Origin of the sequence: Methylobacter arcticus (genome assembly GCF_050917435.1) — a bacterium.
GTDB classification, from domain to species: domain Bacteria; phylum Pseudomonadota; class Gammaproteobacteria; order Methylococcales; family Methylomonadaceae; genus Methylobacter_A; species Methylobacter_A titanis.
Genome location: NZ_CP159583.1, coordinates 1,690,355 through 1,713,941, shown reverse-complemented (window position 1 = coordinate 1,713,941; position 23,587 = coordinate 1,690,355). Strand labels below are relative to the sequence as shown.

At 47.6% G+C, this 23,587-nt stretch carries 21 protein-coding genes; 15 read left to right on the top strand and 6 right to left on the bottom strand.

Annotation, left to right across the window (positions count from 1 at the left end; translation table 11 throughout):
- Positions 1-204 precede the first annotated feature (204 nt).
- The 5 genes from queF to ABXJ76_RS08280 all read left to right on the top strand — a co-directional run bounded on the left by queF (position 205) and on the right by ABXJ76_RS08280 (position 3,654).
- Positions 205-594 carry a preQ(1) synthase gene (queF, locus tag ABXJ76_RS08300; protein ID WP_432745951.1) on the top strand — a complete coding sequence of 130 codons (390 nt, stop codon included), beginning with the start codon at positions 205-207 and terminating at the stop codon, positions 592-594.
- A 109-nt stretch (positions 595-703) separates the two neighbouring features.
- Complete coding sequence (locus ABXJ76_RS08295) at positions 704-988, top strand: EscU/YscU/HrcU family type III secretion system export apparatus switch protein (protein ID WP_432745949.1); 285 nt, start codon at positions 704-706, stop codon at positions 986-988.
- Positions 985-1,845, top strand: coding sequence for an archaetidylserine decarboxylase (gene asd / locus ABXJ76_RS08290; protein WP_432745947.1), 861 nt, complete (start codon positions 985-987; stop codon positions 1,843-1,845). Before ABXJ76_RS08295 ends, asd begins: the two co-directional genes overlap by 4 nt.
- A gap of 106 nt (positions 1,846-1,951) precedes the next feature.
- Positions 1,952-2,683 (top strand): hypothetical protein, encoded by a 732-nt coding sequence (locus ABXJ76_RS08285; RefSeq protein ID WP_432745945.1) that lies wholly within the window; start codon positions 1,952-1,954, stop codon positions 2,681-2,683.
- A gap of 470 nt (positions 2,684-3,153) precedes the next feature.
- Positions 3,154-3,654, top strand: coding sequence for a hypothetical protein (locus ABXJ76_RS08280; RefSeq protein WP_432745943.1), 501 nt, complete (start codon positions 3,154-3,156; stop codon positions 3,652-3,654).
- A 157-nt stretch (positions 3,655-3,811) separates the two neighbouring features.
- Here the strand turns inward: ABXJ76_RS08280 and ABXJ76_RS08275 are convergent, their stop codons facing one another.
- Positions 3,812-5,335: a multicopper oxidase family protein gene (locus ABXJ76_RS08275; RefSeq protein ID WP_432745941.1), complete on the bottom strand. Its 1,524-nt coding sequence runs from the start codon at positions 5,333-5,335 to the stop codon at positions 3,812-3,814.
- Positions 5,336-5,494: 159 nt separating this feature from the next.
- On the opposite strand from ABXJ76_RS08275, the gene ABXJ76_RS08270 reads away from it, so the two are divergent.
- The 3 genes from ABXJ76_RS08270 (at position 5,495) to ABXJ76_RS08260 (ending at position 6,929) form a co-directional block, all read left to right on the top strand.
- Entirely contained in the window at positions 5,495-5,662 is a 168-nt protein-coding gene (locus tag ABXJ76_RS08270) for a hypothetical protein (protein ID WP_432745939.1), read from the top strand.
- 132 nt (positions 5,663-5,794) lie between these two features.
- On the top strand, positions 5,795-6,070 hold the full coding sequence (locus ABXJ76_RS08265) for a cupin domain-containing protein (RefSeq protein ID WP_432745937.1): 276 nt from the start codon (positions 5,795-5,797) through the stop codon (positions 6,068-6,070).
- A 496-nt stretch (positions 6,071-6,566) separates the two neighbouring features.
- Positions 6,567-6,929 (top strand): hypothetical protein, encoded by a 363-nt coding sequence (locus tag ABXJ76_RS08260; RefSeq protein WP_432745935.1) that lies wholly within the window; start codon positions 6,567-6,569, stop codon positions 6,927-6,929.
- 79 nt (positions 6,930-7,008) lie between these two features.
- On the opposite strand, the gene fucP is transcribed toward ABXJ76_RS08260, so the two are convergent.
- From fucP to ABXJ76_RS08240, 4 genes are all read right to left on the bottom strand, one after another.
- The gene (fucP, locus tag ABXJ76_RS08255) at positions 7,009-8,304 is read right to left on the bottom strand and encodes an L-fucose:H+ symporter permease (protein WP_432745934.1); all 1,296 of its coding nucleotides are present in this window, start codon (positions 8,302-8,304) and stop codon (positions 7,009-7,011) included.
- Positions 8,305-8,308: 4 nt separating this feature from the next.
- Positions 8,309-10,519, bottom strand: a complete 2,211-nt coding sequence (locus ABXJ76_RS08250) for a glycoside hydrolase family 3 N-terminal domain-containing protein (protein WP_432745932.1) — start codon at positions 10,517-10,519, stop codon at positions 8,309-8,311.
- 200 nt (positions 10,520-10,719) lie between these two features.
- Positions 10,720-12,093, bottom strand: coding sequence for an ATP-binding protein (locus ABXJ76_RS08245; RefSeq protein ID WP_432745930.1), 1,374 nt, complete (start codon positions 12,091-12,093; stop codon positions 10,720-10,722).
- Positions 12,094-12,206: 113 nt separating this feature from the next.
- Positions 12,207-12,896: a winged helix-turn-helix domain-containing protein gene (locus ABXJ76_RS08240; protein ID WP_432745928.1), complete on the bottom strand. Its 690-nt coding sequence runs from the start codon at positions 12,894-12,896 to the stop codon at positions 12,207-12,209.
- 231 nt (positions 12,897-13,127) lie between these two features.
- On the opposite strand from ABXJ76_RS08240, the gene ABXJ76_RS08235 reads away from it, so the two are divergent.
- The 6 genes from ABXJ76_RS08235 (at position 13,128) to ABXJ76_RS08210 (ending at position 21,895) form a co-directional block, all read left to right on the top strand.
- Complete coding sequence (locus ABXJ76_RS08235) at positions 13,128-14,570, top strand: TolC family protein (RefSeq protein ID WP_432745926.1); 1,443 nt, start codon at positions 13,128-13,130, stop codon at positions 14,568-14,570.
- Positions 14,567-15,682 carry an efflux RND transporter periplasmic adaptor subunit gene (locus ABXJ76_RS08230; protein ID WP_432745925.1) on the top strand — a complete coding sequence of 372 codons (1,116 nt, stop codon included), beginning with the start codon at positions 14,567-14,569 and terminating at the stop codon, positions 15,680-15,682. Before ABXJ76_RS08235 ends, ABXJ76_RS08230 begins: the two co-directional genes overlap by 4 nt.
- Complete coding sequence (locus ABXJ76_RS08225) at positions 15,679-18,735, top strand: efflux RND transporter permease subunit (protein ID WP_432745923.1); 3,057 nt, start codon at positions 15,679-15,681, stop codon at positions 18,733-18,735. The genes ABXJ76_RS08230 and ABXJ76_RS08225 overlap by 4 nt, the downstream gene beginning before the upstream one ends.
- 78 nt (positions 18,736-18,813) lie before the next feature.
- Complete coding sequence (locus tag ABXJ76_RS08220; protein WP_432745921.1) at positions 18,814-19,281, top strand: PepSY-like domain-containing protein; 468 nt, start codon at positions 18,814-18,816, stop codon at positions 19,279-19,281.
- A gap of 38 nt (positions 19,282-19,319) precedes the next feature.
- Complete coding sequence (locus ABXJ76_RS08215) at positions 19,320-20,501, top strand: MFS transporter (RefSeq protein ID WP_432745919.1); 1,182 nt, start codon at positions 19,320-19,322, stop codon at positions 20,499-20,501.
- 416 nt (positions 20,502-20,917) lie between these two features.
- Entirely contained in the window at positions 20,918-21,895 is a 978-nt protein-coding gene (locus tag ABXJ76_RS08210) for a cation diffusion facilitator family transporter (RefSeq protein WP_432745917.1), read from the top strand.
- A gap of 109 nt (positions 21,896-22,004) precedes the next feature.
- Here ABXJ76_RS08210 and ABXJ76_RS08205 read toward each other — a convergent pair whose 3' ends face one another.
- Complete coding sequence (locus tag ABXJ76_RS08205) at positions 22,005-22,574, bottom strand: YbhB/YbcL family Raf kinase inhibitor-like protein (RefSeq protein ID WP_432745915.1); 570 nt, start codon at positions 22,572-22,574, stop codon at positions 22,005-22,007.
- A 263-nt stretch (positions 22,575-22,837) separates the two neighbouring features.
- Between ABXJ76_RS08205 and ABXJ76_RS08200 the strand changes: the two genes are divergently transcribed.
- Positions 22,838-23,584: a protein-L-isoaspartate(D-aspartate) O-methyltransferase gene (locus ABXJ76_RS08200; RefSeq protein ID WP_432745913.1), complete on the top strand. Its 747-nt coding sequence runs from the start codon at positions 22,838-22,840 to the stop codon at positions 23,582-23,584.
- Positions 23,585-23,587: the final 3 nt, after the last annotated feature.

Sequence of the window (23,587 nt, the reverse complement as noted above, 5' to 3'; positions counted from 1 at the left end):
TGGCCTCTATCTGTCAGTGACTGTCAGTCGACAGATGAGATCGACTGTGGATTGAAACAAACATAGTACTGGTATGAATATCCCGACAGTTGAATTAAAATAGTCGGCTATTATTAACGATAATTAACCAAGTATCGAATTTTTTCGCCTAATGCACCTGATTTTGGTACAAAACTCACTTTAACTATAAAAGATAAGCAAAAAATGACTACACAACCAAGCAAAGATCTGGAAACTTTCGACAATCCTAACCCCAATCGTGACTACACCATCCGCATCGACGTACCCGAATTCACCTGCTTGTGCCCAAAAACAGGCCAACCGGATTTCGCCACTATCCAGATCGAATACGTACCCGGGGCACTGTGCGTCGAACTGAAAGCGCTTAAATTATATATGTGGGCATTCCGGGATCAAGGCGCCTTCCATGAAGCGGTCACTAACGAAATCCTCGATGATATCGTTAAAGCCATAGCGCCCAATTTTATGCGTATCCGCGCCGAATTTAACGTGCGCGGCGGCATCTACACCAGCGTCATCGTAGAACACAGAAATCCCGATTGGCAAGCGCCGGAACTGGTTACACTGCCTTAAGTCATTTGATAATGAATCCACCAAAAACACAAAAAACACAAACGTATTGTATTTTTCGTGCCTTTCGTGTTTTTTCGTGGACAAAATGATTTTTCTAAGTTGAATCATCATGCCTAAGACCTACTACACCACCGATCTTGCCGTCGCGTTAAAATACGACGGCAAGAACGCGCCCAAGGTTGTCGCCAAAGGCTCGGGTCTTACCGCAGATCAAATTCTCGCCATCGCCAAAGAGCACGGAATACCGCTGCAAACCGAGCCGGAACTGGCAAGAATTCTGGCTCAAATTCCGTTAGGCGATGAAATCCCCAATGAACTTTATGTTGCCGTCGCCGAAGTCATCGCCTTTGCGTATTTCTTAAGCGGCAAAACACCCGACAGTCATAATCCATGAACATCAAAGAAGCCCTGACCACCCTGCCCCAATACATGTTGCCCCATCATGCCCTGTCCCAAATAATGAGCAAATTGACTCACTGCGAAAACAAGGCGTGGAAAAACCTGTTTATCAAACAGATTATCAGGCATTACGGCGTCAATATGGATGAAGCGCTGGAGCCGGACATCAATGCCTACCTTAGCTTTAACGATTTTTTCACCCGCAAACTAAAACCTAGTGTTAGACCGCTGAGCACCGAAACCAACGCCATTGCCTGCCCTGCCGACGGCGCAGTCAGCCAGGCCGGAGATATTACCGACGGCGAAATCTTCCAGGCCAAAGGCAAAAGCTTTACCGCGACCGATTTGTTGGGCGGCGATGCGACCCGTGCCGAACCGTTTAATGACGGCATATTCACCACCATTTACCTGTCACCCAAAGACTATCACCGCCTGCACATGCCGTTGACCGGCACCTTAAGGGAAATGGTGCATATCCCCGGCCGCTTGTTCAGCGTTAATCCGGCGACCGTCAATTCCGTCCCCGGACTATTCGCCAGAAATGAGCGCGTCGCCGCCATATTCGACACCGATTCAGGCCCGATGGCCTTGATACTGGTCGGCGCAATTTTTGTGTCCAGCGTAGAAACCGTCTGGCATGGCGTGGTCACGCCGCCTAGCATCAGTTCGGTGCAAAGCTGGCAGTATGGCGATGATGCGCCCACATTGAAAATCGGCGAAGAAATGGGGCGGTTTAATATGGGCTCTACGATTATTGTTTTGTTTGGCAAGGATAAGGCGCAGTGGGATGCCGAGTTTAAAGCGGGGAAGACGGTTAAGTTGGGGGAGTTGATTGGTCGGATTGTTGGTTAATTTTAGTGCGGCACGGCTGGATACCGATTTATCCCGGTAATTTAAATTTAATATACACCTGCTTAGGTGTCTACTTAACGTTAGGCAATAAAAGGCACAAATTCTTATGCTCAATGAAGACTCAATACTTAGGCGAGTGCCGGCTGCAATAAACCCCAAGCAAGCTCTATTTATAGATGGCATTCGACACGCAGTAGAGATAATAGATTTAGCATATGGACGACTTAGAGATACGTTGACTAGAGCTGCCTTACAGCCTCCTAGTTCTTCAGAGGTACCTGATATGTCATCGCAGGCTTTTCTCGATGCTTGGGCAATGGTTGATGCAATTGATCGATTTCGAATGCTCTATTTGCAAATGCCTGGTATATCTTTTTCACCACCGAAGCCGGGTGTCGTAACCTTGGAGGAAGCGCTAAAGCCATTCCGAGATCTTAGAAATGTTGCTGATCATCTGGCACAAAGAGCTGATTTTGTTGTATCTCGAGGTAGCGCTGCACTTGGAACCTTGAGTTGGCTTACGGGGTTTAAAATTGATCCAATCACTGCTTGGTATTGTACTCTACGACCTGGCACTGTTCATGCGCAACCAGAATTTCGAAAAGAACTATTTGTAAGTACATTAGATTGGCCTACAGATGGAATAACTTTAGTAGCAGGTGGATACGAAGGGAATCTCTCCTCGGTTCGCCCTCATATTGAACTTCGAGTAAAACATCTTGAGGAACAACTAAAAAATGCATTTGATAAACTTAATTTAGCTGATAGCCCTACAGCTAGTGATGTATTTACAAGGCAGGCCTATACGCCAGATCCACGTCAATTTAAAGATGAGTGAAAAGTTGGTGGTTTTATCAGTGCCTAACGAATAAGGTTAGATTGAAGAAACCTCAGGTAGAGTAGAGAACAGGCTAAGAACCTCAGCAGGGCCAGGTCTTTGATTTATGATGCTTGTTCCATTAAGCTTGTGGAAAAGTAACAGGAGAGCGGAGATGGCGAGACCTCTTAGACTTGAGTTTTCCGGTGCGTTATACCACGTTACTTCACGGGGTAATCGCCAGAAAGTAATTTATGAACTGAACTCAGACAGAGAAAACTTTTTAACTGTCATGTCTGATGTCTGTGAAGATGGCAAATGGGGTCATGGTAAATGGGGTCACATGGCAAATGGGGTCAGGTCTTGCAAAATCACATACAGTACAGCTCTTTTTGTTTTTAATGTGATAATGCAAGACCTGACCCCTTTGATGCGGGTATTCTTCAATCGTCACGCGGGTCGTATTCGCTAACTTAAATTATTGGATAAATATGCAAAAAACAATTTTAGGATTAATCGCAACATTAATAATTACGGGATGTTCAACAACTCCGTTCCCTCCGACTAATTATGCAAAAAATAATCCAGATATAACACTTGGAACTACAGATCTCGGGCCTATTTTAGAATCCGTAAAAATAAGAAAAAATTTTGCACCAGAGTCAGTGGATGATCTTCAATCCTGTATGGTTCAGGAAGTGTCATCAACTGGTGTCTTACCAATCATAAACAAAAAACGAAAAAGCATTGTGATGCAAGGGAAAGGAACATTCACCCTAATCATTAGTAGCATCACCGTGCCATTTGAAATTCGCTACTCACTTACCTCGTCAATAGATGATAAGTCACTGATATTCAATTTCACCAATATAAAGTCAATAAACGGTTTATCTCTTAATGCTGCAGAGGAAGCATCGCGCCATATTGAAGGTGCCTACAAATTATTTCAAACTGTCACCGACAAAATAGAAAACTGTAGCAAGGCAAGTTGATCGACAGCACGGTAGGTAGGATGGGTAGTACAGTAGGGTGTGGTGAGAAACGAACCGTTCGCGTTACTCGATTGATGCGGTTTGTAGTGGTCTAATTAATTACGGATAGTTTTTCCATAAATCCGAGAAAAATCGACCACTACAAAATCATCAAAAATTACCGAATATCCCAAAGCCCCATCATGCCAATATCTTCATGTTCGAGAATATGGCAATGGAACATGGTTATTCCCGTATAGTCTTTAATAGGCACGAGCAATTTAACGCTGCCGCCTTTAGGAACAATGACGGTGTCTTTCCATGCTGGGCTGGTGGTATAAAGCGATTTATAGGCGCTGTCGCCGCCGCTAATCGAAATCACCTGGGCCGGATTGACATGCTGATGGAAAGGATGATCCATCATACTCTGATTGAAAACTTCCCATATTTCATAGGTGTTCACGCTGGAATGCGCGGTATAGGCATTCGTTTCCGAAAACGCTATACCATTAATATAAGCTTCCATGCCGCCCATCATACCCATACTCAGGGTAATCTGCCGCGTCGGCGTGCCTGCGGGTACAGCCAGTTTTACCGCACTAGCGTTAATAGTGCCGGGAATACTATTAGTGACCGCCGTACCGGTAACGTTGACTGTTAATAAGGTAATTTGTTGACTGCCGCCACCACTCATCATGCTCATACCGCGGTCATAAGGATTGGACAGCAATTTGTAATAGCCTTTGGTAGTTGAGACTTTGACCATGACATCAACACGTTCACCCGGTGATAATAATATTGAGCTTTGCGCGTAAGGCTTATTCAGCAAGCCGCCGTCTGAGCCTATCACCTGCAAGTTATGGCTGCCCAAACTCAGTTTATAAAACCGTGCATTGCTGGCATTGACGATTTTCCAGCGTTGCACCTGCCCGGGTTTCATGTTCAGCACCGGATTGACTTTGCCGTTAACCATCATGACATTGCCTTCCTTGCCACTCATAAAATCATCCATAGTATGCGCGGCAGGGACTGCGCCATCCAAACTAATGTCTTTCAGCATCATGATATGCGTTTCATAAGCCGCTAAAGCCGGTGTTTCATCAGCAACTTCTAACGCGCCCGCCATACCGCCCCACATTTGTTCAGCAGTATTACCGTGACGATGCGGGTGATAAAAATTAAGGTTGCCTCCGGGATGCAGGGACAAGTCATATTCATAATCGAACAACTCTCCCGACATCAAGCTGAGCATCGTATTATCAGAATTACCTTCTGGAGAAACATGCAAACCGTGCGTATGCAGATTGGTCAAATCGCGGGCATCTCCCATCATATTCAAGCCCGTATAAGGCAACGAGTTTTTAAAGTGAACTTTTAATAGGTCCCCTTTTTTTACCTTAATAGTCGGGGCGGGATAAGTACCGTTATAGGTCATTAAATTAGCCGTCACCCCGTTAATGTTAATCGGTGCAACTTTGGCTTCCATATTGACTTCGACAATACCGGGTATAGTCGAAATATTGGGCATGGTCACAGGGTCTTGAAATGCCGCCCCGCGTGGCGGATCAATGACCGTTGGCGTAGTCGTACAGCCCATCATACATCCACCCCCCATGCCACCCATAGCAACAGCGTGTGTTGATAGTAACGCGCTAACTAACCCCAATAAAAAAGGCACAGCGTAACGTTGAGATAGTTTCATATTTTCTTTCTCTTCTTAATTGTTAAATAACTGAATAATCATTACTGGCTAACTAATTTCGGGTATTAGCAGGCAAGAAACACAAAAAGAAAAGCAATAATCGAACCATCTACAATAGTTAATTATTTATCAAAAAGTTACGGCTATTTATGAAGCCTTATGAACTATAAAAAAATAAAAGCCGGCAAATCACATAATCAGTGTGTGATTTGCCGCAGTTTTTATGATATTCCAGAATTGATGCTATGCAGGCACTACCCGGATTCGCCGGAAACGCCACCTCGCGCTACGCGCTTGGATGTCTTATTCCAGCCTACGCCTAATTAAATCTCTGCTAACCCTATTTTGCTAAAAGGGGACTAACCGCTTACCACCCAGTCGCTTGGCTTAAGCATGATGTTGGTTTCTTCCGAAAAATGCTAAAATCAGTCTCCGATTACTTTTACATTTAGGAAGCACATGCCGAAAATTACGATTGAACATAAGCCCAGTGAAGAACGTCTGAAAGAGTTAGGTGTGGCAAGTTGGGAGATTTGGGAGAAAGAAATATCCGAGTTCCCGATCGACTTTGACGAAACAGAAACTGCGTATATTCTGGAAGGCGAGATTTTGGTAACACCGGAAGGCGGCGAACCTGTGCGCATTTTGCCTGGCGACCTGGTTGTTTTTCCGGCAGGTCTGAACAGCCAATGGCAAGTCGTTAAGCAATTGCGTAAGCATTACAGCTACGACTAAGCAGACTAAAAAAGGCATCTTCGGATGCCTTTTTTCTACTTACGATTAACACATCAGCGCCAACGCTAAGCTAATTTATATCTCATTCCGTAGTAACTATGGGCAGAATAAGTCGGTTCGAGCAACTGTACGAACAGGCTTTGTGCGACAAACATCACCCCTGTTCGCAGGAAACGCAACAACTCCCAATACGGGTAACTGATTAGGCCTTGTGAACTTATGCCCTTGAAATCCAAGCAAGGACTTTCACCCTGAAGAAATGATAAGTTTTCTTACGAGATCCGCCCCCCGTCGATTGAAGTGTCATTGATTTGTGCCGCTTAAAAACAATTCAAACCTGAAATATCAAGACTGCCGCCTTTTTCATAGGTGCAGCTAATGATACTTGATGCAATCACATATTTATTTCATGGTAGAATAAAAACCGATAGATAGCGATTCGCTATCTATTCATAAATATAACTATAAATATAAAACAACACGAGGATTCCAACCCATGAAACTTTTAAAAAATATGACCTTAAGTCTTTTTATTGCCGTTTCTACTGCGGGCATTTCGTCTATAGCTGTAGCAGGCGCTGCTGAGGTCGCTGTTGATAATGTATCGGCAAAAGTTGCTGAAGCATCTCAGGCTATTGAAGGTGGCTCTACTCAGGAAGAAGTTATGGATTTAATCAGGACGGCTGCTGATTTAGTTAAAGAAGTGGAGGTGAGCGATACTCTTGACGTTAGACGTCAACGCGCTAATGGTCATTTGAAAAAAGCACGCCTTGCCTCTAAATCAGGTGATTTAAACGCGGCAAAAGAGCATTTAGCACAAGCGGCTAAAGATTTTGCCGATTTAAGAAAACTTATGTAAGCAACTCTTCATGCGATTTCTTTCAGGGCACTTTCGGGTGCCCTGCTTTATCTCACTCCTAATACCATCCACCCAATTCCTAGCCCGGCAAGCGCAGCACTGCACTGTATTTGCAACCCCGCCAGCCGTAATAAGCGATGTAGCCATAGCAAAGTACCGGAATAAAAAACGCCTGCTGTATGCCGATCCGGTCAGCGAATAGCCCTTGCACGACAGGAAGAATAGCGCCGCCAACTATTGCCGCGCACAAGATCCCAGACCCCTGCCCGGTGTGTTTGCCCAAGCCGCTAACTGCGAGTGAAAAAATAGTGGGAAACATGATCGAGTTAAATAGCCCGACCGAAAGAATCGTCCACATCGCAACCTGTCCATTGCTAAAGATAGTCATTAAAACCAACAGCGCCGCAGTTACCGCGCTAACCGTAAGCGCTTTGCCGGGTTGGATTTTTTGCATGACTGCCGCGCCGATAAATCGCCCGATCATGGCGCCGCCCCAATAAAACGACACGTACTTTCCGGCATCACGTTCTGCCAATCCGGCAATGGAAGGCTCGCCCAGAAAATTAATCAGAAAACTGCCGATGGACACTTCCCCGCCGACATAAACAAAAATGCCGATTGCTCCCAGTACCAGATGCTTGTAGCTCCAGGCGCTATCATGAATATCATCAACACCCGAAACCTGCGTTTCGGTCGCTTCAATCTTGGGTAATTTGATCAGGGCAAAAACGACAGCCATAAAAAACAAAGCCGCAGCCAGCAACAAATAAGGGATTTGCACCGCCGCCGCTTGAGCGGCTTGATAAACCGATAACTGGTCGGCGTTAAGCAGCTCAATGTCATCCGCCGTTTTAACGGCAGTGGCAAGGATAAATAACGCGCCAAGATAAGGGGCAATAGTCGTACCCAGCGAATTGAATGCTTGCGTCAGGGTCAATCGGCTGGAGGCGGTTTCCGGCTTGCCTAAAATGGTGACATACGGATTTGCGGCAACCTGCAACAAGGTAATGCCGGAGGCCAACACAAAGAACGCCGCCAAAAATAACGGATAGGAATGCAGACTTGCGGCCGGATAAAACAGCAAACAGCCCACACCCGCTATGGCTAACCCGGTAATGATGCCGCCTTTGTAATCGATTCTTTTAACTAAATAGCCGCTGGGAACGGATACGACAAAATAGGCGGTAAAAAAGCAAAACTGAACCAACATGGCTTGGGTGTAATTTAAGGTGAACACCGCTTTCAAATGCGGGATCAGAATATCATTCAAGCAGGTTATAAAACCCCAGATAAAAAACAGCGAGGTTAATAGGGTTAGTGAGCCAAGATAAGGGTTTTTATCGGAACTATTTGTCGTGTCGGTTGTATTGATCATGACTTTATTCGGTCACCGTAAAACCGACTATTTCATTACCAACCATCACCTTGAAATCTCCCGGCTCCACAATCCGCTTAAGATCAACGCCAATAAACGACAAATCATGCGGCGTTAAGGTAAAGCTTACGTTTTCAGTTTGACCAGGATTCAACTCGACTTTTTTAAACGCTTTGAGTTGTTTGTTGGGACGGGTTACCGAAGCCGCCACATCATTAATATAAAGCAATACCGTTTCCTTGCCTGTCAACGCGCCGGTGTTTTTGACCTTAACGGTGACATTGATATTTTCACCCATGCGGATTTTTTCTTTTTCCGCCTTCAAACCGCTGGTTGCAAAGGTTGTATAGCTCAAACCATGCCCAAACGGATACAGCGGGTTATAAGTATTTCCCTCAAACGACTCCATCGGTTTGTAATCATACGGCGTAATGCCATTGGTGTTGCGCGGATAGGAAACAGGCAGTTTGCCGTTGGGGTTATAGTCGCCATATAAAATATCGGCAATGGCTTCGCCGCCTTCCATGCCCGGCAAGAAGCCCAAAATAACGCCGGAAGCCCGTTCTGCAATCGAGGTAATAATGCGCGGACGACCGCCCAAGGTCAGCAGAATCACCGGTTTTCCGCTTGCAATCGCGGCATTGGCAAGCTCGACTTGCGCCTGGTCGAGGTTTAACGACTCAATATTGCCCACGGTTTCCGTATAAGGTTTTTCTCCTAAGCTGAGCAAAATCACATCGTGATTGTTGGCTTCTTCAACCACCTGTTGAACATCGATGGGCGCATCAAAAGCATCGCCTCCGATATACGTCACTTTGCCGGTGGATTTTTCCTGTATGGCTTCCAAGACCGTCAGTTTCTCTTGAGGATATAAATCCTCGGCATCGCCCTGCCAGGTAATCGTCCAGCCGCCATTCATCGCACTCAACAAATTGGCGGTAGGCCCGGTCACCAGAATATTGGCGTCTTTTTTAAGCGGCAGGATGTTGTGGTCGTTTTTTGCCAGAATAATCGACTCCCGTGCCGCCTGACGATTGGTCTCTATGGCTTCCGCCGCGGCAAAATTACCTGCCACCGGCAGTAAGGGTTTAGGCTCGAATAATCCGGCCTGATACTTGACCGTCAGTATCCTGGACACGGCTTCATCGATACGGGACATCGGCACCTCGCCTGATTTGACCAAATCAATCAGCAAATCATAAAAAGAAAAATCGAACGGCACCATGCTCATGTCGATACCGGCCATCACCGCCATTTTGACCGCCTCTTTTTCGCTAGCGGCCATCTTATCCCGAGTATAAAGACGCTTGATGTCGGCCCAGTCGGACACGGTAAAGCCTTTAAAGCCCAATTCGTCGCGTAAAATCGTGGTCAGATAATGATGGTTGGCGTGTCCGGGAATGCCGTCGACTTCCGCCGAATTAACCATCACCGTCGGCGATCCGGCTTTTATACCCGCTTCAAACGTCGGCAAAAAATATTCGCGCAGCGTTCTTTCGCCTATCCAGGCCGGCGTCCGGTCTTTGCCGTTAAGCGGATAACTGTAACCCACATAATGCTTCAAACAAGTAGGCGCTTTATCGACCGCAGAAAAATTATCGCCCTGATGACCTTTAATATAAGACGTGCCCATCACCGTTGCCAAATGCACATCTTCGCCGAAAGTTTCCCACAAGCGCGGCCAAAGCGGTTGGCGACCGATATCCATCACCGTGGAAAAATTCCATTGCAGACCGGAAACTCGCACTTCCCTTGCGGTAATCTCGCCTTCCTTGAAAGCCAGTTCCGAATTGAACGTTGCCGCCATGTTAATGGCCTGCGGAAACAATACCGAATTTTGCGTGTAAGTCGCGCCATGAATCGCGTCTATCCCGTAAATGACCGGAATTTTCAACCGGGTTGTTGCCGCCGCATCCTGCACGGTGCGCGTTAATTCTCGCCATATCTCAACGGATTGCGCATTGTTAGCCGACGTAAAAGACGGATTAAGAATGGAGCCTACCTGCCGGTTTAAAGGCGCATTAAGGATGGAGCCGACATGGTGTTTTAACACCGCATCCTCCAACTTGGCAGGATTGATCTGATCCTCGGCATTTTGTTCTTTAGGATCGCCGATAACCGAAAAATCGACCTGCGTCATCTGCCCTACTTTTTCTTCGAGTGTCATTTGAGACAGCAGATTTTTGACTTTATTTTCTATTTCTTGTGCATTCACAGAACGCCCCGACATGGCAGATAGGATGATAATTAAAATAATATGTTTTGTTTGCAATTTACTATTTCGCCTGTTAATTGGTTAAAATTCAGCTTGCCGGCTATTGTTTACCCATTGAGTTAGATTCGCCAGTTTTTTAAGTGGAGTAAGCATAGCGACTTTGCCGGATTGTTCGGCAACGGCTTTTAAGTAGGCCAGCTCTATTGAAAATGAAGCCGGACCCTGAGGCCCGGCTGATTATCCTCCAAGCCAACAGAAGCAACATGCAATTCCATAACCGCTTTAACCAGACTGAGTCCCAAGCCGCTTCCGGAGGTACTACGGGCTGCATCCAGGCGAGAAAACCGTTCCAAGACCAAAGAGTGCTTGTCGGCTGGAATACCGAGGCCGTTATCGCTAATTAGCACGACAAGCCCTTCTGGTTGCTGTCCAGCCTCTAAAGTAATTTGTCCGTTATCGTGAGTATATTTAATAGCATTATCCAGCAAGTTGCTGATGGCCTGAGCCAGCAGATGCCGATTACCCATTACGCTAAGGCCGTGCTGCACGTTGATGGTTAAGTGCTTGCCTTGTGATTCAGCCAGCTCCTGATAAAGCTCACCTAGCCCCTCAAGCAAGGTGGATAAGTTGACAGGCTGCCATTCACCCCGAAAGCTTCCAGCCTCTGTTTGCGCGATTTCTAGCAAAACATTAAAAGTACGAATCAAGTCATCGGCATCTTCAATGGTTTCGCTCAGGACTTGCCGATATTCGATCGGATCGCGTGCTTCCAGCAAGGTGATTTCCAGTCGACTGCGTAATCGTGACAGTGGTTTGCGCAAGTCATGGGCGATATTATCAGTGACCTGACGCATGCCGGCCAGCAATTGTTCAATGCGCATCAACATGCGATTAAGCTGTTCGGCGAGTTCATCAAACTCGTCGTTACGCTTGCTTAAAGGCACACGTCGGGAGAAGTCGCCCGAGGTAATCGCTTTGGCTGTGGTATTGATATTGTCGATTCGCGCTAACAGGGTTTGTCCGATAAACCAGCCCATGGTCAATGCCAAACTCACCGAGACCAGTAGAATCATGACGATGGTATAGAGGATAACCTCCTGTAATTCCTCTGCCTGTTCCAGGCTCTGGGCCAGCAACAGCCTGCTGCCATCGGGCAATGTTGTTGCGATCATAGGCCAATAAGCGTCTTCTTTGCTTTGATCCGAAATGAGCTTGCCTTCAATCCAGACATTGGCCACTTCTCCGTAACGGTTTAAGTTTGGCGGCCATTCTTCCAAATCGCCGGCCAGTTTTTTATAGTTTGGATCCAGCAGCAAGAAATGGCGACGGTATTTAACATCGATAGTCTGTTGTGCGTTGAGGCTATGAATGACGTTATCGCGGCCTTTTTCCTTATCAATTCGCAATAATTCAAGCATACGTTGTTTCAAACCTGTGCTGATTTGTTCATCAACGTAATCGCTACTGGTCCAGTACAAGATACTCAAACCCAGGGTCATTAACACCGCATAAAGTCCGGCATAGCGCAAAGCAATACGCATAGCGGATGTGTTGAACAATCTACGGGAACTCAAAGCTTACGCATCCTGCTAACACCCAAAACACAGGGATGTATTGAATGCAGATCAGACATAACGCCATGGACGGCGTGTAGTAGGGTAATGCAGGAGCCATTACCGAGAAGCATTTATTCGCCTACATCCGTGTAGGCATCGAGTTTATAGCCGATCCCACGGAGAGTATGAAGTAGCGGTTTGTCAAAATCCTTATCAATTTTGGAACGTAAACGGCTTATTTGGGTATCAACAACATTAGTTTGAGGATCGAAATGCAAATCCCATACCTGTTCCAGCAACATGGTGCGCGTGACGATTTGACCGGCATGCCGCATCAGACATTCCAACAGTCGTAATTCCATAGGTTGTAAACGAATCAGATGGCCTGCACGGGTGACTTTGTGAGTGAGCAGATTTAATTCAAGATCCGTTATTTTTAAATGCGTTGGCGCCGTAGTCTCAGTACGCCGACGCACCAGGGCATCCAGTCTTGCCAGTAATTCGGCGAAGGCATAGGGTTTAACCAGATAATCGTCACCGCCCGCACGCAAGCCCTCGACCCGATCGTCGACTTCAGCTAATGCACTCAATACCAGAATCGGAGTATGTCTCCTATCAGCACGCAGCATACGAATGAGCGAGAGACCATCCCTTTTCGGTAACATTCGATCAATCACCAGAACATTATAGTTTTCGCTTAAAGCCAGATCTAAACCCTTCTCTCCGTCAGCGGCGTGATCAACTATGTGACCGCTTTCAGTCAAGCCCTTAACCAGATAAGCCGCCGCCTGTTTATCATCTTCAATTAAAAGAATTCGCATGATAGAGATATTATCGTCTTTTATAAGTCAGGTATATTACCATTTGGTAATGATACGGAAAGACTCCGGCAAGGTAATCTCTTGTATTATCAGGCCGTGGAGAAAAAGAATTCAATTTAAATACACTTAAGCTATATGGATTTGAATGTCGGATTATGCTAAGGCTAAACCCGATCTACTATACTACGTCCAAGTTATTTCATCATCGATCCTTATAGACAGAAACTTTTTATGACCCCTAGCTATTTGCAAGCAGCTAATAACTTTCAGTTGTATCCTTTTAAAAGTATTGGCTTTTATCACTGGGCTATTAGCATTGCATTGTCGCTTGTACTTTCTGCTTGTGCTCATTATCAACCACTCCCATTGACAGAGGACTCTATTCAGCAGCAACTGCAAACGCCATCGCGTGAACAGCTCACTATCCAGGCGGCAAAAATAAAGCATCCTCTGCTCGAACCGGTTAAGTTTACTATGGAGGACGGTTTGTCGCCGGATGAAGCAGCTATTTTGGCGGTATTACGCAATCCGGAATTACGCGTCGCAAGAGATCAACATGGCATTGCCAAGGCGCAACTTTTACAGGCCGGATTATTACCCGACCCGCAAGTATCCTACAGTTTTTCCGCGCCTTCCGGAGGTACCGACCTGAGTATGAGCAACGCCTTTGGACTCGGCCTGAGCTGGGAGGCGACGGCTCTGATTTGGCGGCAGAACAAAATAACGGCTGCCGGGAAACAGCAACAGAGTATTGATCTGCAAATCGCCTGGCAGGAATGGCAAATCGCTCAGGCGGCAAAATTAGCGGCTTATCAATTGATCGTTTACTCCCGGCAACAGGCTTTACTCTCCGAAATGGCGCAGCGTCTGGAAGATAACCGTGCGCGCTTGCAAGAAGCCGCTGAATTGGGATTGGTCACAGAGCTTGAACGGGTCGCCGCTGTGTCCGCAAAAAACCTGGTTGATATTCGTTTGCTCGCCCTTAAATTGCAAATAAAACAGCAGCAACAACAACTAAACCGGGCCATGGGACTCAAACCCCATGAGGTGGTCAATTTGCAGCAAGATATTGAACTCGTTGCCGCTATGAACGCTCCGGCTTATGACGCTTTAATACATAACGTTGAAAACCGTCGCCTGGATTTAATGGCCTTGAAACGAGGCTATGAAAGCCAGGAAGAACGCTTGCATATCGCCGTAATGCAACAATTTCCGCAAATCAGTATCGGCTTTAATTCTGCCCGGGATAACAGCAACCTATATACCATGGGCTTTGGCGTCTCGATGACAGTGCCCATATTTGATCGTAATCAGGGTCAAATCGCGCTTGATCGGGCGACGCGGCAACAACTGTTCGATCAATATACCAGTCGGCTGTTTCAAGCCAGAGCCGATATTGCCGAATTGCTGGTCACTATCGCATCGATAAACAAGCAAATTCAATCCGTTCGTCATGCCATTCCCGATTTGGCCAATCTGGTTAACGCCTATCAGTCAGGTATCGAAAATGGCCAGGTTGACGTATTTAATTATTATGTGGCCTGGAACAGTCTGACGGATAAAAAAATTGACCTGCTGAACTTGGAATTGCAGTTAGTGCAGGCGGGAATTGCTTTGGAGGTTGCGAGCGGACTTTATCATGTAGCCACTGATTTTAATGAAAAAAAATTATGAAATCCTATTCTAAAATAACCGTCGTGACGGTTTTATTACTGACTTTCGTTATCGCTTGTGCATTGCTTTATGGGTTGGCAAAGCCGCAGGCTGTAACCAGCCCTGACACGCCGGTTTCCGAACCGGCGCCGGTTGCTCAGGTTGAAACGGTCAAACTAGAAAAAGGAGAAATCAAAGAAACTTTTACCGCCTATGGCGTGGTTTTGCCTTTACCGGACAAGTTGAAGACAGTCAGCGTGCCCTATACCAGTCAGGTCGATAAAATGCGGGTCAATCAGGGCCAAATTGTCCGGCAAGGCGATTTGTTACTGACCTTAAAGCCGGGCGCGAGCGCTATGTTGCAACTGGAGCAGGCGCAAAGAGAACTGGCGGCGGCATCACGCGAAAATCAACTGTTGCAAGAACGCATACGCCTGAAATTGGCGACTAAACAGGATTTGGTAGGCTCCCGATTGCGTGTCGAACAGGCTACGGTCATGCTCAAAAATCTGCTTGACCAAGGCATAGGTAAAGAACAGCACATCAGAGCGGAAAACGCCGGTATTATCTATCTGGTTAATGTGCAACAAGGACAAATCGTTTCTGCCGGTGCGCCGTTGCTGCAACTTGTTGATCAGAATCAGTGGATGGTGCGCTTAGGGATCGAACCGGAGGATTACGAGCATCTGCAAGTCGGCCAACAGGTATTGATTAGACCGGTCAATACGCCTGTTTCGGAACCGGTCAAAGGCCATATCGAAATTATCACCCATCAGATCGATCCGACCACCCGCTTGCTCAATGTCTTTGTCAGGCCTGAGTTAAATCAGACCTTGCTGATCAACGACTTTGTTGAAGGTCAGATTGTTATCTCCACGGTCAATACCTTACTGGTTCCCCGTCAGGCGGTGTTGCCCGATGATGGCGGCTACAGTCTGTTTACAGTCGAAAACGGTCATGCCGTTAAGCATCCAGTACAAGTGGGCCTGGAAAACGATAGACAGGTTGAAGTGATTGCGGCCGGCTTAAAGGATCAGGATGACGTAGTCGTGTTAGGCAACTACGAACTGGAACCTGGTATGGTGGTGTCCGTGGCGCCGAGCACCCAACTCGACAAAGGAGTCTCACCATGACGGAATGGAGCCATTGTCACCGTCGCTCTATTCTGTTTGCACTCAGTCTATTCGCCATCGCCGGATTCTTTGTCATTGGCAGTACGCCGGTCAGTTTGTTTCCTCAGGTGACCTTCCCACGAGTGGTTATTAATCTCGATGCCGGCGACATGCCTGCCGAGCGCATGGCTGTTCAGGTAACTTGGCCGGTAGAAGAAGCGGTGCGCGCCGTGCCGGGAGTGCTGAATGTCCGTTCTGCGACCAGTCGCGGCAGCGCTAATATCGCCATTAATTTTAGCTGGAGCGTGGATATGGTGTCGGCCACGCTGCAAGTTGCGTCGGCCATTAATCAAATTAGTTCAACGCTGCCTGCAACCTTGTCATTTAGCGTCAGACGCATGGATCCGACGATATTTCCCGTGCTAGGTTACAGTCTGTCATCCGCCAAGCATAGTCTAGTCGATCTTCGGGATATGGCGCTCTATCAAATCAGACCGATCTTGTCGGCCATTCCCGGCGTGTCAAAAGTGGATATACTGGGCGGTGCAATTGCGGAATACCAGGTACTTGTCGATCCGGCACGCATCAACGCCTTGGGTTTAAGTCTGGATGATATTGCCAACGCCTTATCGACGGCCAATGTTATCCAGGCGGTAGGCCGACTGGAGCAAAACTATAAGCTTTATTTGATACTCGCCAATACCCAGTTACAGAGTTCGGAACAGATCGCGCAGACTATTTTACGGAGTGGTCAAAATGGCCTGGTCTTTCTTGAAGATGTCGCACAAGTGGTTAAATCGACCGCGCCGCAATGGCAAAGGATCACCGCCGAGGGTCGCGATGCCGTCCTGTTTCAAATTAATCAACAACCCGGCAGTAGCACGGTTGACATCGCCCGCAACGCACAATCTCAACTGGAACTGATCAGACAGAAGCTCCCTGCAGGTATTAAAATCGCCAAATGGTACGACCAAAGCGATTTGATTGTAGCCTCTGCCCAGAGCGTCAAAGAAGCCTTGTTGATTGGCTTAGGGCTAGCCATTGTTACTTTGCTGGTGTTTTTACGAAATATCAAGGTCACCTTGATTGCCGCCATTACCGTACCCATGACTTTATCCACGACCGTATTAATCATTCATTTACTGGGGATTGGCTTTAATATCATGACCCTGGGCGGCATGGCCGCCGCCGTGGCGTTGATTATCGATGACTCGATTGTCATGATCGAACATATTATTCGCCGCATGCGTGAAGCGTCTGGGACCTATCTGGAACGGATTCATCTGGCCGTCAACGAATTCAGCAAGCCGTTAGCAGGCTCATCAGCATCGACGATTATCATTTTTGCGCCGTTAGCCTTTTTATCCGGCGTCAGCGGCAGTTTTTTCAAAGCCTTGTCGATCACCATGGCTTCAGCACTGCTTATCTCTTTTGTAATAGCCTGGCTGGTTGTGCCCTTGCTGGCTGCTCATACCCTGACGCAAAAAGATACCGAACAGGAAGAAAACGGCCCGTTGACCCGCTGGTCTCATCAACGCTATCAAGGCCTGTTACAAGTGATGTTGCCAAGGCCTTGGCTGATATTGACCGCGCTGCTTCCGCTGCTGGCCGCCGGTTTCTTTGGCTGGCAACAGACCGGCTCAGGATTTATGCCATCAATGGATGAAGGTGGTTTTATTCTCGATTACCGGGCCGCGCCCGGTACGTCGGTATCGGAAACGGACCGCTTGTTAAAACAAGTTGAAAAGATTCTGCACAACATACCTGAGGTGGAGACGTATTCTCGCCGCACCGGTAACAGTTTGGGAGGCTTCCTGACTGAAGCCAATGAAGGTGACTTTTTTGTGCGCTTAAAGCCATTACCCCGGCGCAATCTGGATGAAGTGATGGACAGCGTTCGAGAGCAGATTGGTATGCAAGTTCCGGGACTGAGCATTGAACTCGCCAAACTGATGGAAGATATCATCGGCGATTTAACAGCGGTTCCGCAACCGATCGAAGTCAAACTGTATTCTAATGATGGTCCGTTATTAAAAGAACTGGCGACGAAAGTCGCACTAAAACTGGAAAAAATACCGGGCGTCGTTGACATTAACAATGGCGTGATTCCGGCCGGAGATGCGTTGAATATCCGTGTATTGCGTGATAAAGCCGCACTGGAAGGACTCAGTCCGGATGCCGTAACACAGACGCTTAATAATTATCTGAAGGGTACCATTACCACGCAATTGCAGGAAGGCCCCAAGATGGTCAACCTGCGCGTTTGGATCCCCCGGGCCGAACGCTCAACAATTCGGGCATTAGACAATCTGCGTATGCGCTCGCCAGACGGCCATTGGGTGCCTCTTAAACGGATTGCAAAAATCAGCACGGAGACCGGGCAGGCGCAAATCGCTCGGGATAATTTAAAACGTATGGTGGCCGTCACTGCGCGTATTAGCGGACGGGACATGGGATCTACCGTTGCCGACGTCATTAAAACACTCGATCAACCCGGCATGTTGCCGCATGATGTTTATTATGTTCTGGGCGGTTTATATGAACAACAACGCATTGCGTTTCATGACCTGATTATCGTGTTTATCGCGGCGGTGGCGCTGGTTTTTGTTTTGTTACTGTATTTGTATGAATATTTTCATGTGGCACTGTCGATGATGCTGACCACCTTGTCGGCGGTAGCGGCCGTGTTTGTCGGCTTATGGCTGACCAATACCGAGTTAAACATCACCGCGATGATGGGTATGACCATGGTGATCGGCATCGTCACCGAGGTCAGTATCTTTTATTATTCCGAATACCAAAGTCTGCCTGAGTCAGAAGTGGGAATTCAGCGCATGATTACCGCAGGGAATAACCGCATGCGCCCAATTGCGATGACTACGGTGGCCGCGATTCTTGCGCTTATGCCATTGGCTTTAGGCATCGGCGCAGGCTCTGAAATGCTGCAACCATTGGCCATTGCCATTATTTCCGGCCTGATTGTCCAGATGCCGCTGGTGCTGATTTTACTACCGGCATTGCTCAAAATATCTTTAACGATAAAAGGAGAGTCTGCTTTCGCTAAATCACGGTAAACACAATTTTTACCTCGGGTTACGCTATCGCTAACTCGACAAAAGAGTTCAACCCCCATTAAACAACAGGAAAAAAACATGTATAAAAAACTATTAATCACAACTTTCGTCACTTTAACCTTCTCTGCCGCCGTTTATGCCGAGGAAACCCGCGAGATAACGTTTGAAAAACTTCCAGAAGCTGTCCAGGCGTCGGCACTGAAGCATCAGGTTCGTAGCAGCATTACCAAAGTCGAAGCCATCCAGGATGAAGGAATAACTAAATACGAAATTGAAAGTAAAAATGACGGTATCAGTAAAGATATCACTTTTGCCGCCAATGGCCTGGTGATGGAAATTGAACAGGGTATGCAGTTTGCGCAATTACCACTTGCCGCACAAAACGCGATTAAAAAAGGTTACCCTGAAATTAAAATAACCGAGGTTGAAAGCGTGCAGGAATTCTTTTTTGATGTGGAGGGTGATGTGGATGGTAAATCTGTCGAAGTTAAAGTCTTGGCATCGGGCGATAGTAAAGATAACAATGCAAGCGATAAAAAGGACTGAAACCCAATCATCATTACCTCGCTAACATACTGAAAAATATGGCAACACCTATTCCACGAACCATCTGGGCACTTGGCTTTGTCAGTCTGTTTATGGATTTATCCTCAGAACTCATACACAGCCTGTTACCGGTATTTCTGGTCACAACACTCGGAGCCAGCGCGTTGACTGTCGGCTTGATTGAGGGTATTGCCGAAGCAACTGCGAATATTGTCAAAGTATTTTCCGGTGCAATCAGCGATTTTTTCGGCCGCCGGAAAATATTGTTGTTGCTCGGCTATGGACTTGCCGCTTTAACCAAACCGCTGTTCCCTCTGGCCGATTCAGTGATCACCGTATTCATCGCGCGTTTCCTCGACAGAATCGGTAAAGGCATACGCGGAGCGCCGCGCGATGCCTTGATTGCCGATGTTGCACCGGCGAACATACGCGGCGCCTGTTTTGGTTTGCGGCAATCGATGGATACAGTAGGGGCATTTCTAGGCCCTATTCTGGCCATTCTTCTATTGCTACTACTCAACGGCAACATCAAGCTGGTGCTATGGGCCGCAGTGATTCCGTCCGTCATTGCAGTCATGCTTATTGTCATTGGTGTTGATGAGCCTTCCGGAGTGATAGCGCGCCCTTTCCATTCGCCGTTAAAATGGGCGGTACTAACACGATTTCCCGTGCAATATTGGTGGGTCGTTATTATCGGCGCCTTATTTACCCTGGCCAGATTCAGTGAAGCTTTTCTGGTCTTGCGCGCCCAGCAAATGGGTTTAGCGGTCACCTGGATACCCTTGGTCATGGTGGTGATGAGTCTGGTTTATGCGTTATCCGCCTATCCGGCAGGCATTTTGTCTGATCGTATGAATAAAAAATACTTACTTGGAATCGGCTTGTTTTTTTTGATTTTTGCCGACCTGGCGCTGGCGCAAGCCACATCAATTCCTGTTCTTATGCTGGGCGTAGCGTTATGGGGATTACATATGGGTTTCAGCCAAGGCATTCTGGCGACTCTGGTTGCCGAGACTACGCCGCCGGAGCTGAAAGGAACGGCATTCGGTCTGTTTAATTTCATCGGCGGCGTGTTTATGCTGTTGTCCAGCCTGATTGCAGGCTGGTTATGGGATCGTTACGGCGCTGAATTTACCTTTTATTGCGGGGCGGTGTTTGCTTTTTTAGCGTTAAGTTTATTGACGATTAAGCGAACATATCATCGTGATTTATCACTATGAATATTTGACAGACCCTATAACATAGGTTCTTGTATGATTAACTAATGTTACGCACTGTCCACGAAAAGCACGAAAAAACCTAGATTCATATATGGCGGCGTAAATACCCAGTCATTCATATTCATGTGACTGGATACTGGCGTTCATGTCAGCATGACGATGCTAGCCAAGGTTCCTTTACTCATTCAGGCGCTTTGGTTATTACATCAAACACGCTTTTCTGTACCCGGTTTTTTCGTGCTTTTTGTGCTTTTCGTGGACTACGATTTTTTTTATTATCTGCGCGCGTAACTCGTCAAAGCAGGTCGACATGGAAAGCCAGTGTGTTCGTTCTATGCCGACGCCGATCAACCTATCTCGGGAGTGTTTGCTGACATGCTGGAACACATCGCCGAACTTCATACGGAAGCAGGATAATGGTACATCAACACGAACATAAGCATTCTCACGATCATGATCACAGTGGACACTCGCCTAGTAACAGTCATCACCATCACGGTGATCCAAACAATCATGGTCATGCCTTTGTCATTGCCATCGTTTTAAACACGGCTTTTGTTGTGGTTGAGTTCAGCTATGGCTTCATGGCCAATTCGACCGCGCTGATAGCCGATGCAGGACATAACCTCTCCGATGTGCTAGGCCTACTGCTGGCATGGGGTGCGGCGCTCCTCGGTCGCAAGGCACCGAACGAGCGCTACACCTATGGTCTGCGCAGCACCTCAATTCTGGCCGCACTGGCAAACGCCATGTTCCTTCTGGTCGCGTGTGGGGCCATTGCCTGGGAGGCCGGTCATCGCTTCTCGCAGCCTCCTGTGTTGGCCGGATTGACGATCACGCTGGTGGCGGCCGCCGGGATCGTTATTAACGGACTGTCCGCATGGTTATTTGTAAAGGGAAGCAAGGGCGACTTGAACATTCGCGGCGCCTACCTGCACATGATGGCTGATACGGCCGTTTCGCTGGGCGTGGTCGTTGCCGGTATAGCGATGATGTATACCGGCTGGTACTGGCTTGACCCGGTCATCAGTTTTCTGATCGTGATAGTTATCATGATTAGCACCTGGGGTCTGCTACGCGATTCGTTACGGCTGGCATTAAGTGCCGTCCCAGCGCATATAGACGTCACCGAAGTGGAAACCTATCTGCGCCAATGTCCCGGCATCACTGACATTCACGATCTGCACATCTGGGGTATGAGCACGACCGAGGGTGCCTTGACCGTCCATTTGGTCATGCCGGAAGGTTACCCTGGCGACACTTTTATGGATGACATTACGCGAACACTGAAAGAGCGTTTCTCCATTCAGCACAGCACGCTGCAAATGGAACACGGAACGACCGACCATAGCTGCACGCTAAACCTGTATACAGCGGATGCGCAGGACCACTGAGATCGGCTGCGTTCATGAAAACTACGCATTATGGACATTCCATGCCCACGCTTATAAACATAACGTCATACGCCGTTTGGCTGGTGGCTTCGTCTACACGTTTAATCAGTTACTGACGCTGATAAGTTCCAATCAGTTCTGTCTGTCCAATTATATGCCCTGCCATCGCAGTTTCCAGCTGGGTCTTATTGGGCTGATGCAGATCAGGCAATTCAATATCCAGTGCATAGAGCTTATGAAAGTAGCGATGCCGACCGATCGGCGGACAAGGACCGCCGTAGCCGGTTCGTTTCCAATCGTTTTTCCCTTGTTGCGTGCCTACTGGAAAATCAGAGACAGAAACGGCTTGCGGTAATTCGCTAATAGCCGGCGGAATATTATAAAGCAGCCAGTGCACCCAGGTCATTTTGGGTTTGGCAGGATCCGGTGCATCGGGATCATCAACAATTAACACCAGGCTTTTGGTGTTCTGCGGCAGTCCCGCCCAACTCAAGGCAGGCGAACTGTCATTACCGTCACAAGTAAACGATCTGGGAATTTCTCCCAGATGGACAAAGTCAGGCGATTGGAGGATCAAGGTCATATTTTGCGCTCCTTCAGCCATGGCGGCTGTGGTAAAAAAAATGCTGCAAGCTAAAAAAATTAAACGGATAAAAGCAGGCTGTTTGCTTGGGTTCATTGATCACCTCATGGGTAAACCGTGGGCGCGGATTTATTCGCGCTATAGGCATTAAAAAGCGCGAATAAATCACGCCCACACTGGATTAGCTTAGGAATTAGCGCATAAATTCACCCGGCACATTCGCGTTCGCCGTTAAACAATAAACCTATCCCAACCGGCTGGCAATTGTAGAAAAGACCTACAGACAAACCTACTTTCATGGGTTTAAACTCCCATTTCAACAGCCGATTCTTGCTCGATAAAACCAGGAGGTTGTCAACATGAAAAGAGTCAAGCATCTTATTTTTTGGCTAGTGGTCATCGGCATTATTTTGCTGCTGTTTTCCAGCCATGTCATCGCCGAAGACAGTTTCCGCCAGCAGCGTCATGCCTTGGTCGACATCATCAAGGCTGGAGTGGTGACGACCCGAGATTACCTGAATCAGGAAGCGCTCGACGAGCCGGTTCTCGATGCCCTGCGCAAGGTACCGAGACATGAATTTGTCCGCGATGCCGAACGACCCTATGCCTACCAAAACAGGCCGCTCCCTATCGGTTACGGACAGACCATTTCCCAGCCTTATATCGTCGCGATCATGACCGACCTGCTTAAGCTGAAAAAAACCGACCGGGTTCTGGAAGTCGGCACCGGCTCCGGGTATCAGGCGGCCATACTCGCCGAACTTGTCGATAATGTCTACACCCTAGAAATTATTGAACCGCTGGCTAAACAGGCCGCAGAAAACCTTAAACGAACCGGTTATGATGCGGTTCACACCCGAACCGGCGACGGTTATTACGGCTGGGAAACAGCCGCGCCTTTCGACGCCATTGTCGTTACCGCCGTTGCCAGCCATATACCGCCGCCGCTGATTAAACAGCTTAAACCCGGAGGACGCATGATCATCCCGGTCGGCGCTCAGTTTATGACCCAGTACCTGGTTTTGATAACTAAAGATGATGACGGGAAAGTCACCACTCGCCAGATTTTGCCGGTCAGTTTTGTCCCGCTCACCGGCAAGCATTGACAG

Coding starts and splice junctions, on each gene's coding strand:
- ABXJ76_RS08210 (WP_432745917.1), top strand. CDS start 20,918: ATGGTACATCAACACGAACATAAGCATTCTCACGATCATGATCACAGT.
- fucP (WP_432745934.1), bottom strand. CDS start 8,304: ATGATCAATACAACCGACACGACAAATAGTTCCGATAAAAACCCTTAT.
- ABXJ76_RS08240 (WP_432745928.1), bottom strand. CDS start 12,896: ATGCGAATTCTTTTAATTGAAGATGATAAACAGGCGGCGGCTTATCTG.
- ABXJ76_RS08270 (WP_432745939.1), top strand. CDS start 5,495: ATGAACTATAAAAAAATAAAAGCCGGCAAATCACATAATCAGTGTGTG.
- ABXJ76_RS08215 (WP_432745919.1), top strand. CDS start 19,320: ATGGCAACACCTATTCCACGAACCATCTGGGCACTTGGCTTTGTCAGT.
- ABXJ76_RS08225 (WP_432745923.1), top strand. CDS start 15,679: ATGACGGAATGGAGCCATTGTCACCGTCGCTCTATTCTGTTTGCACTC.
- ABXJ76_RS08205 (WP_432745915.1), bottom strand. CDS start 22,574: ATGAACCCAAGCAAACAGCCTGCTTTTATCCGTTTAATTTTTTTAGCT.
- ABXJ76_RS08265 (WP_432745937.1), top strand. CDS start 5,795: ATGCCGAAAATTACGATTGAACATAAGCCCAGTGAAGAACGTCTGAAA.
- ABXJ76_RS08200 (WP_432745913.1), top strand. CDS start 22,838: ATGAAAAGAGTCAAGCATCTTATTTTTTGGCTAGTGGTCATCGGCATT.
- ABXJ76_RS08220 (WP_432745921.1), top strand. CDS start 18,814: ATGTATAAAAAACTATTAATCACAACTTTCGTCACTTTAACCTTCTCT.
- ABXJ76_RS08260 (WP_432745935.1), top strand. CDS start 6,567: ATGAAACTTTTAAAAAATATGACCTTAAGTCTTTTTATTGCCGTTTCT.
- ABXJ76_RS08275 (WP_432745941.1), bottom strand. CDS start 5,335: ATGAAACTATCTCAACGTTACGCTGTGCCTTTTTTATTGGGGTTAGTT.
- queF (WP_432745951.1), top strand. CDS start 205: ATGACTACACAACCAAGCAAAGATCTGGAAACTTTCGACAATCCTAAC.
- ABXJ76_RS08235 (WP_432745926.1), top strand. CDS start 13,128: ATGACCCCTAGCTATTTGCAAGCAGCTAATAACTTTCAGTTGTATCCT.
- ABXJ76_RS08230 (WP_432745925.1), top strand. CDS start 14,567: ATGAAATCCTATTCTAAAATAACCGTCGTGACGGTTTTATTACTGACT.
- ABXJ76_RS08280 (WP_432745943.1), top strand. CDS start 3,154: ATGCAAAAAACAATTTTAGGATTAATCGCAACATTAATAATTACGGGA.
- asd (WP_432745947.1), top strand. CDS start 985: ATGAACATCAAAGAAGCCCTGACCACCCTGCCCCAATACATGTTGCCC.
- ABXJ76_RS08295 (WP_432745949.1), top strand. CDS start 704: ATGCCTAAGACCTACTACACCACCGATCTTGCCGTCGCGTTAAAATAC.
- ABXJ76_RS08285 (WP_432745945.1), top strand. CDS start 1,952: ATGCTCAATGAAGACTCAATACTTAGGCGAGTGCCGGCTGCAATAAAC.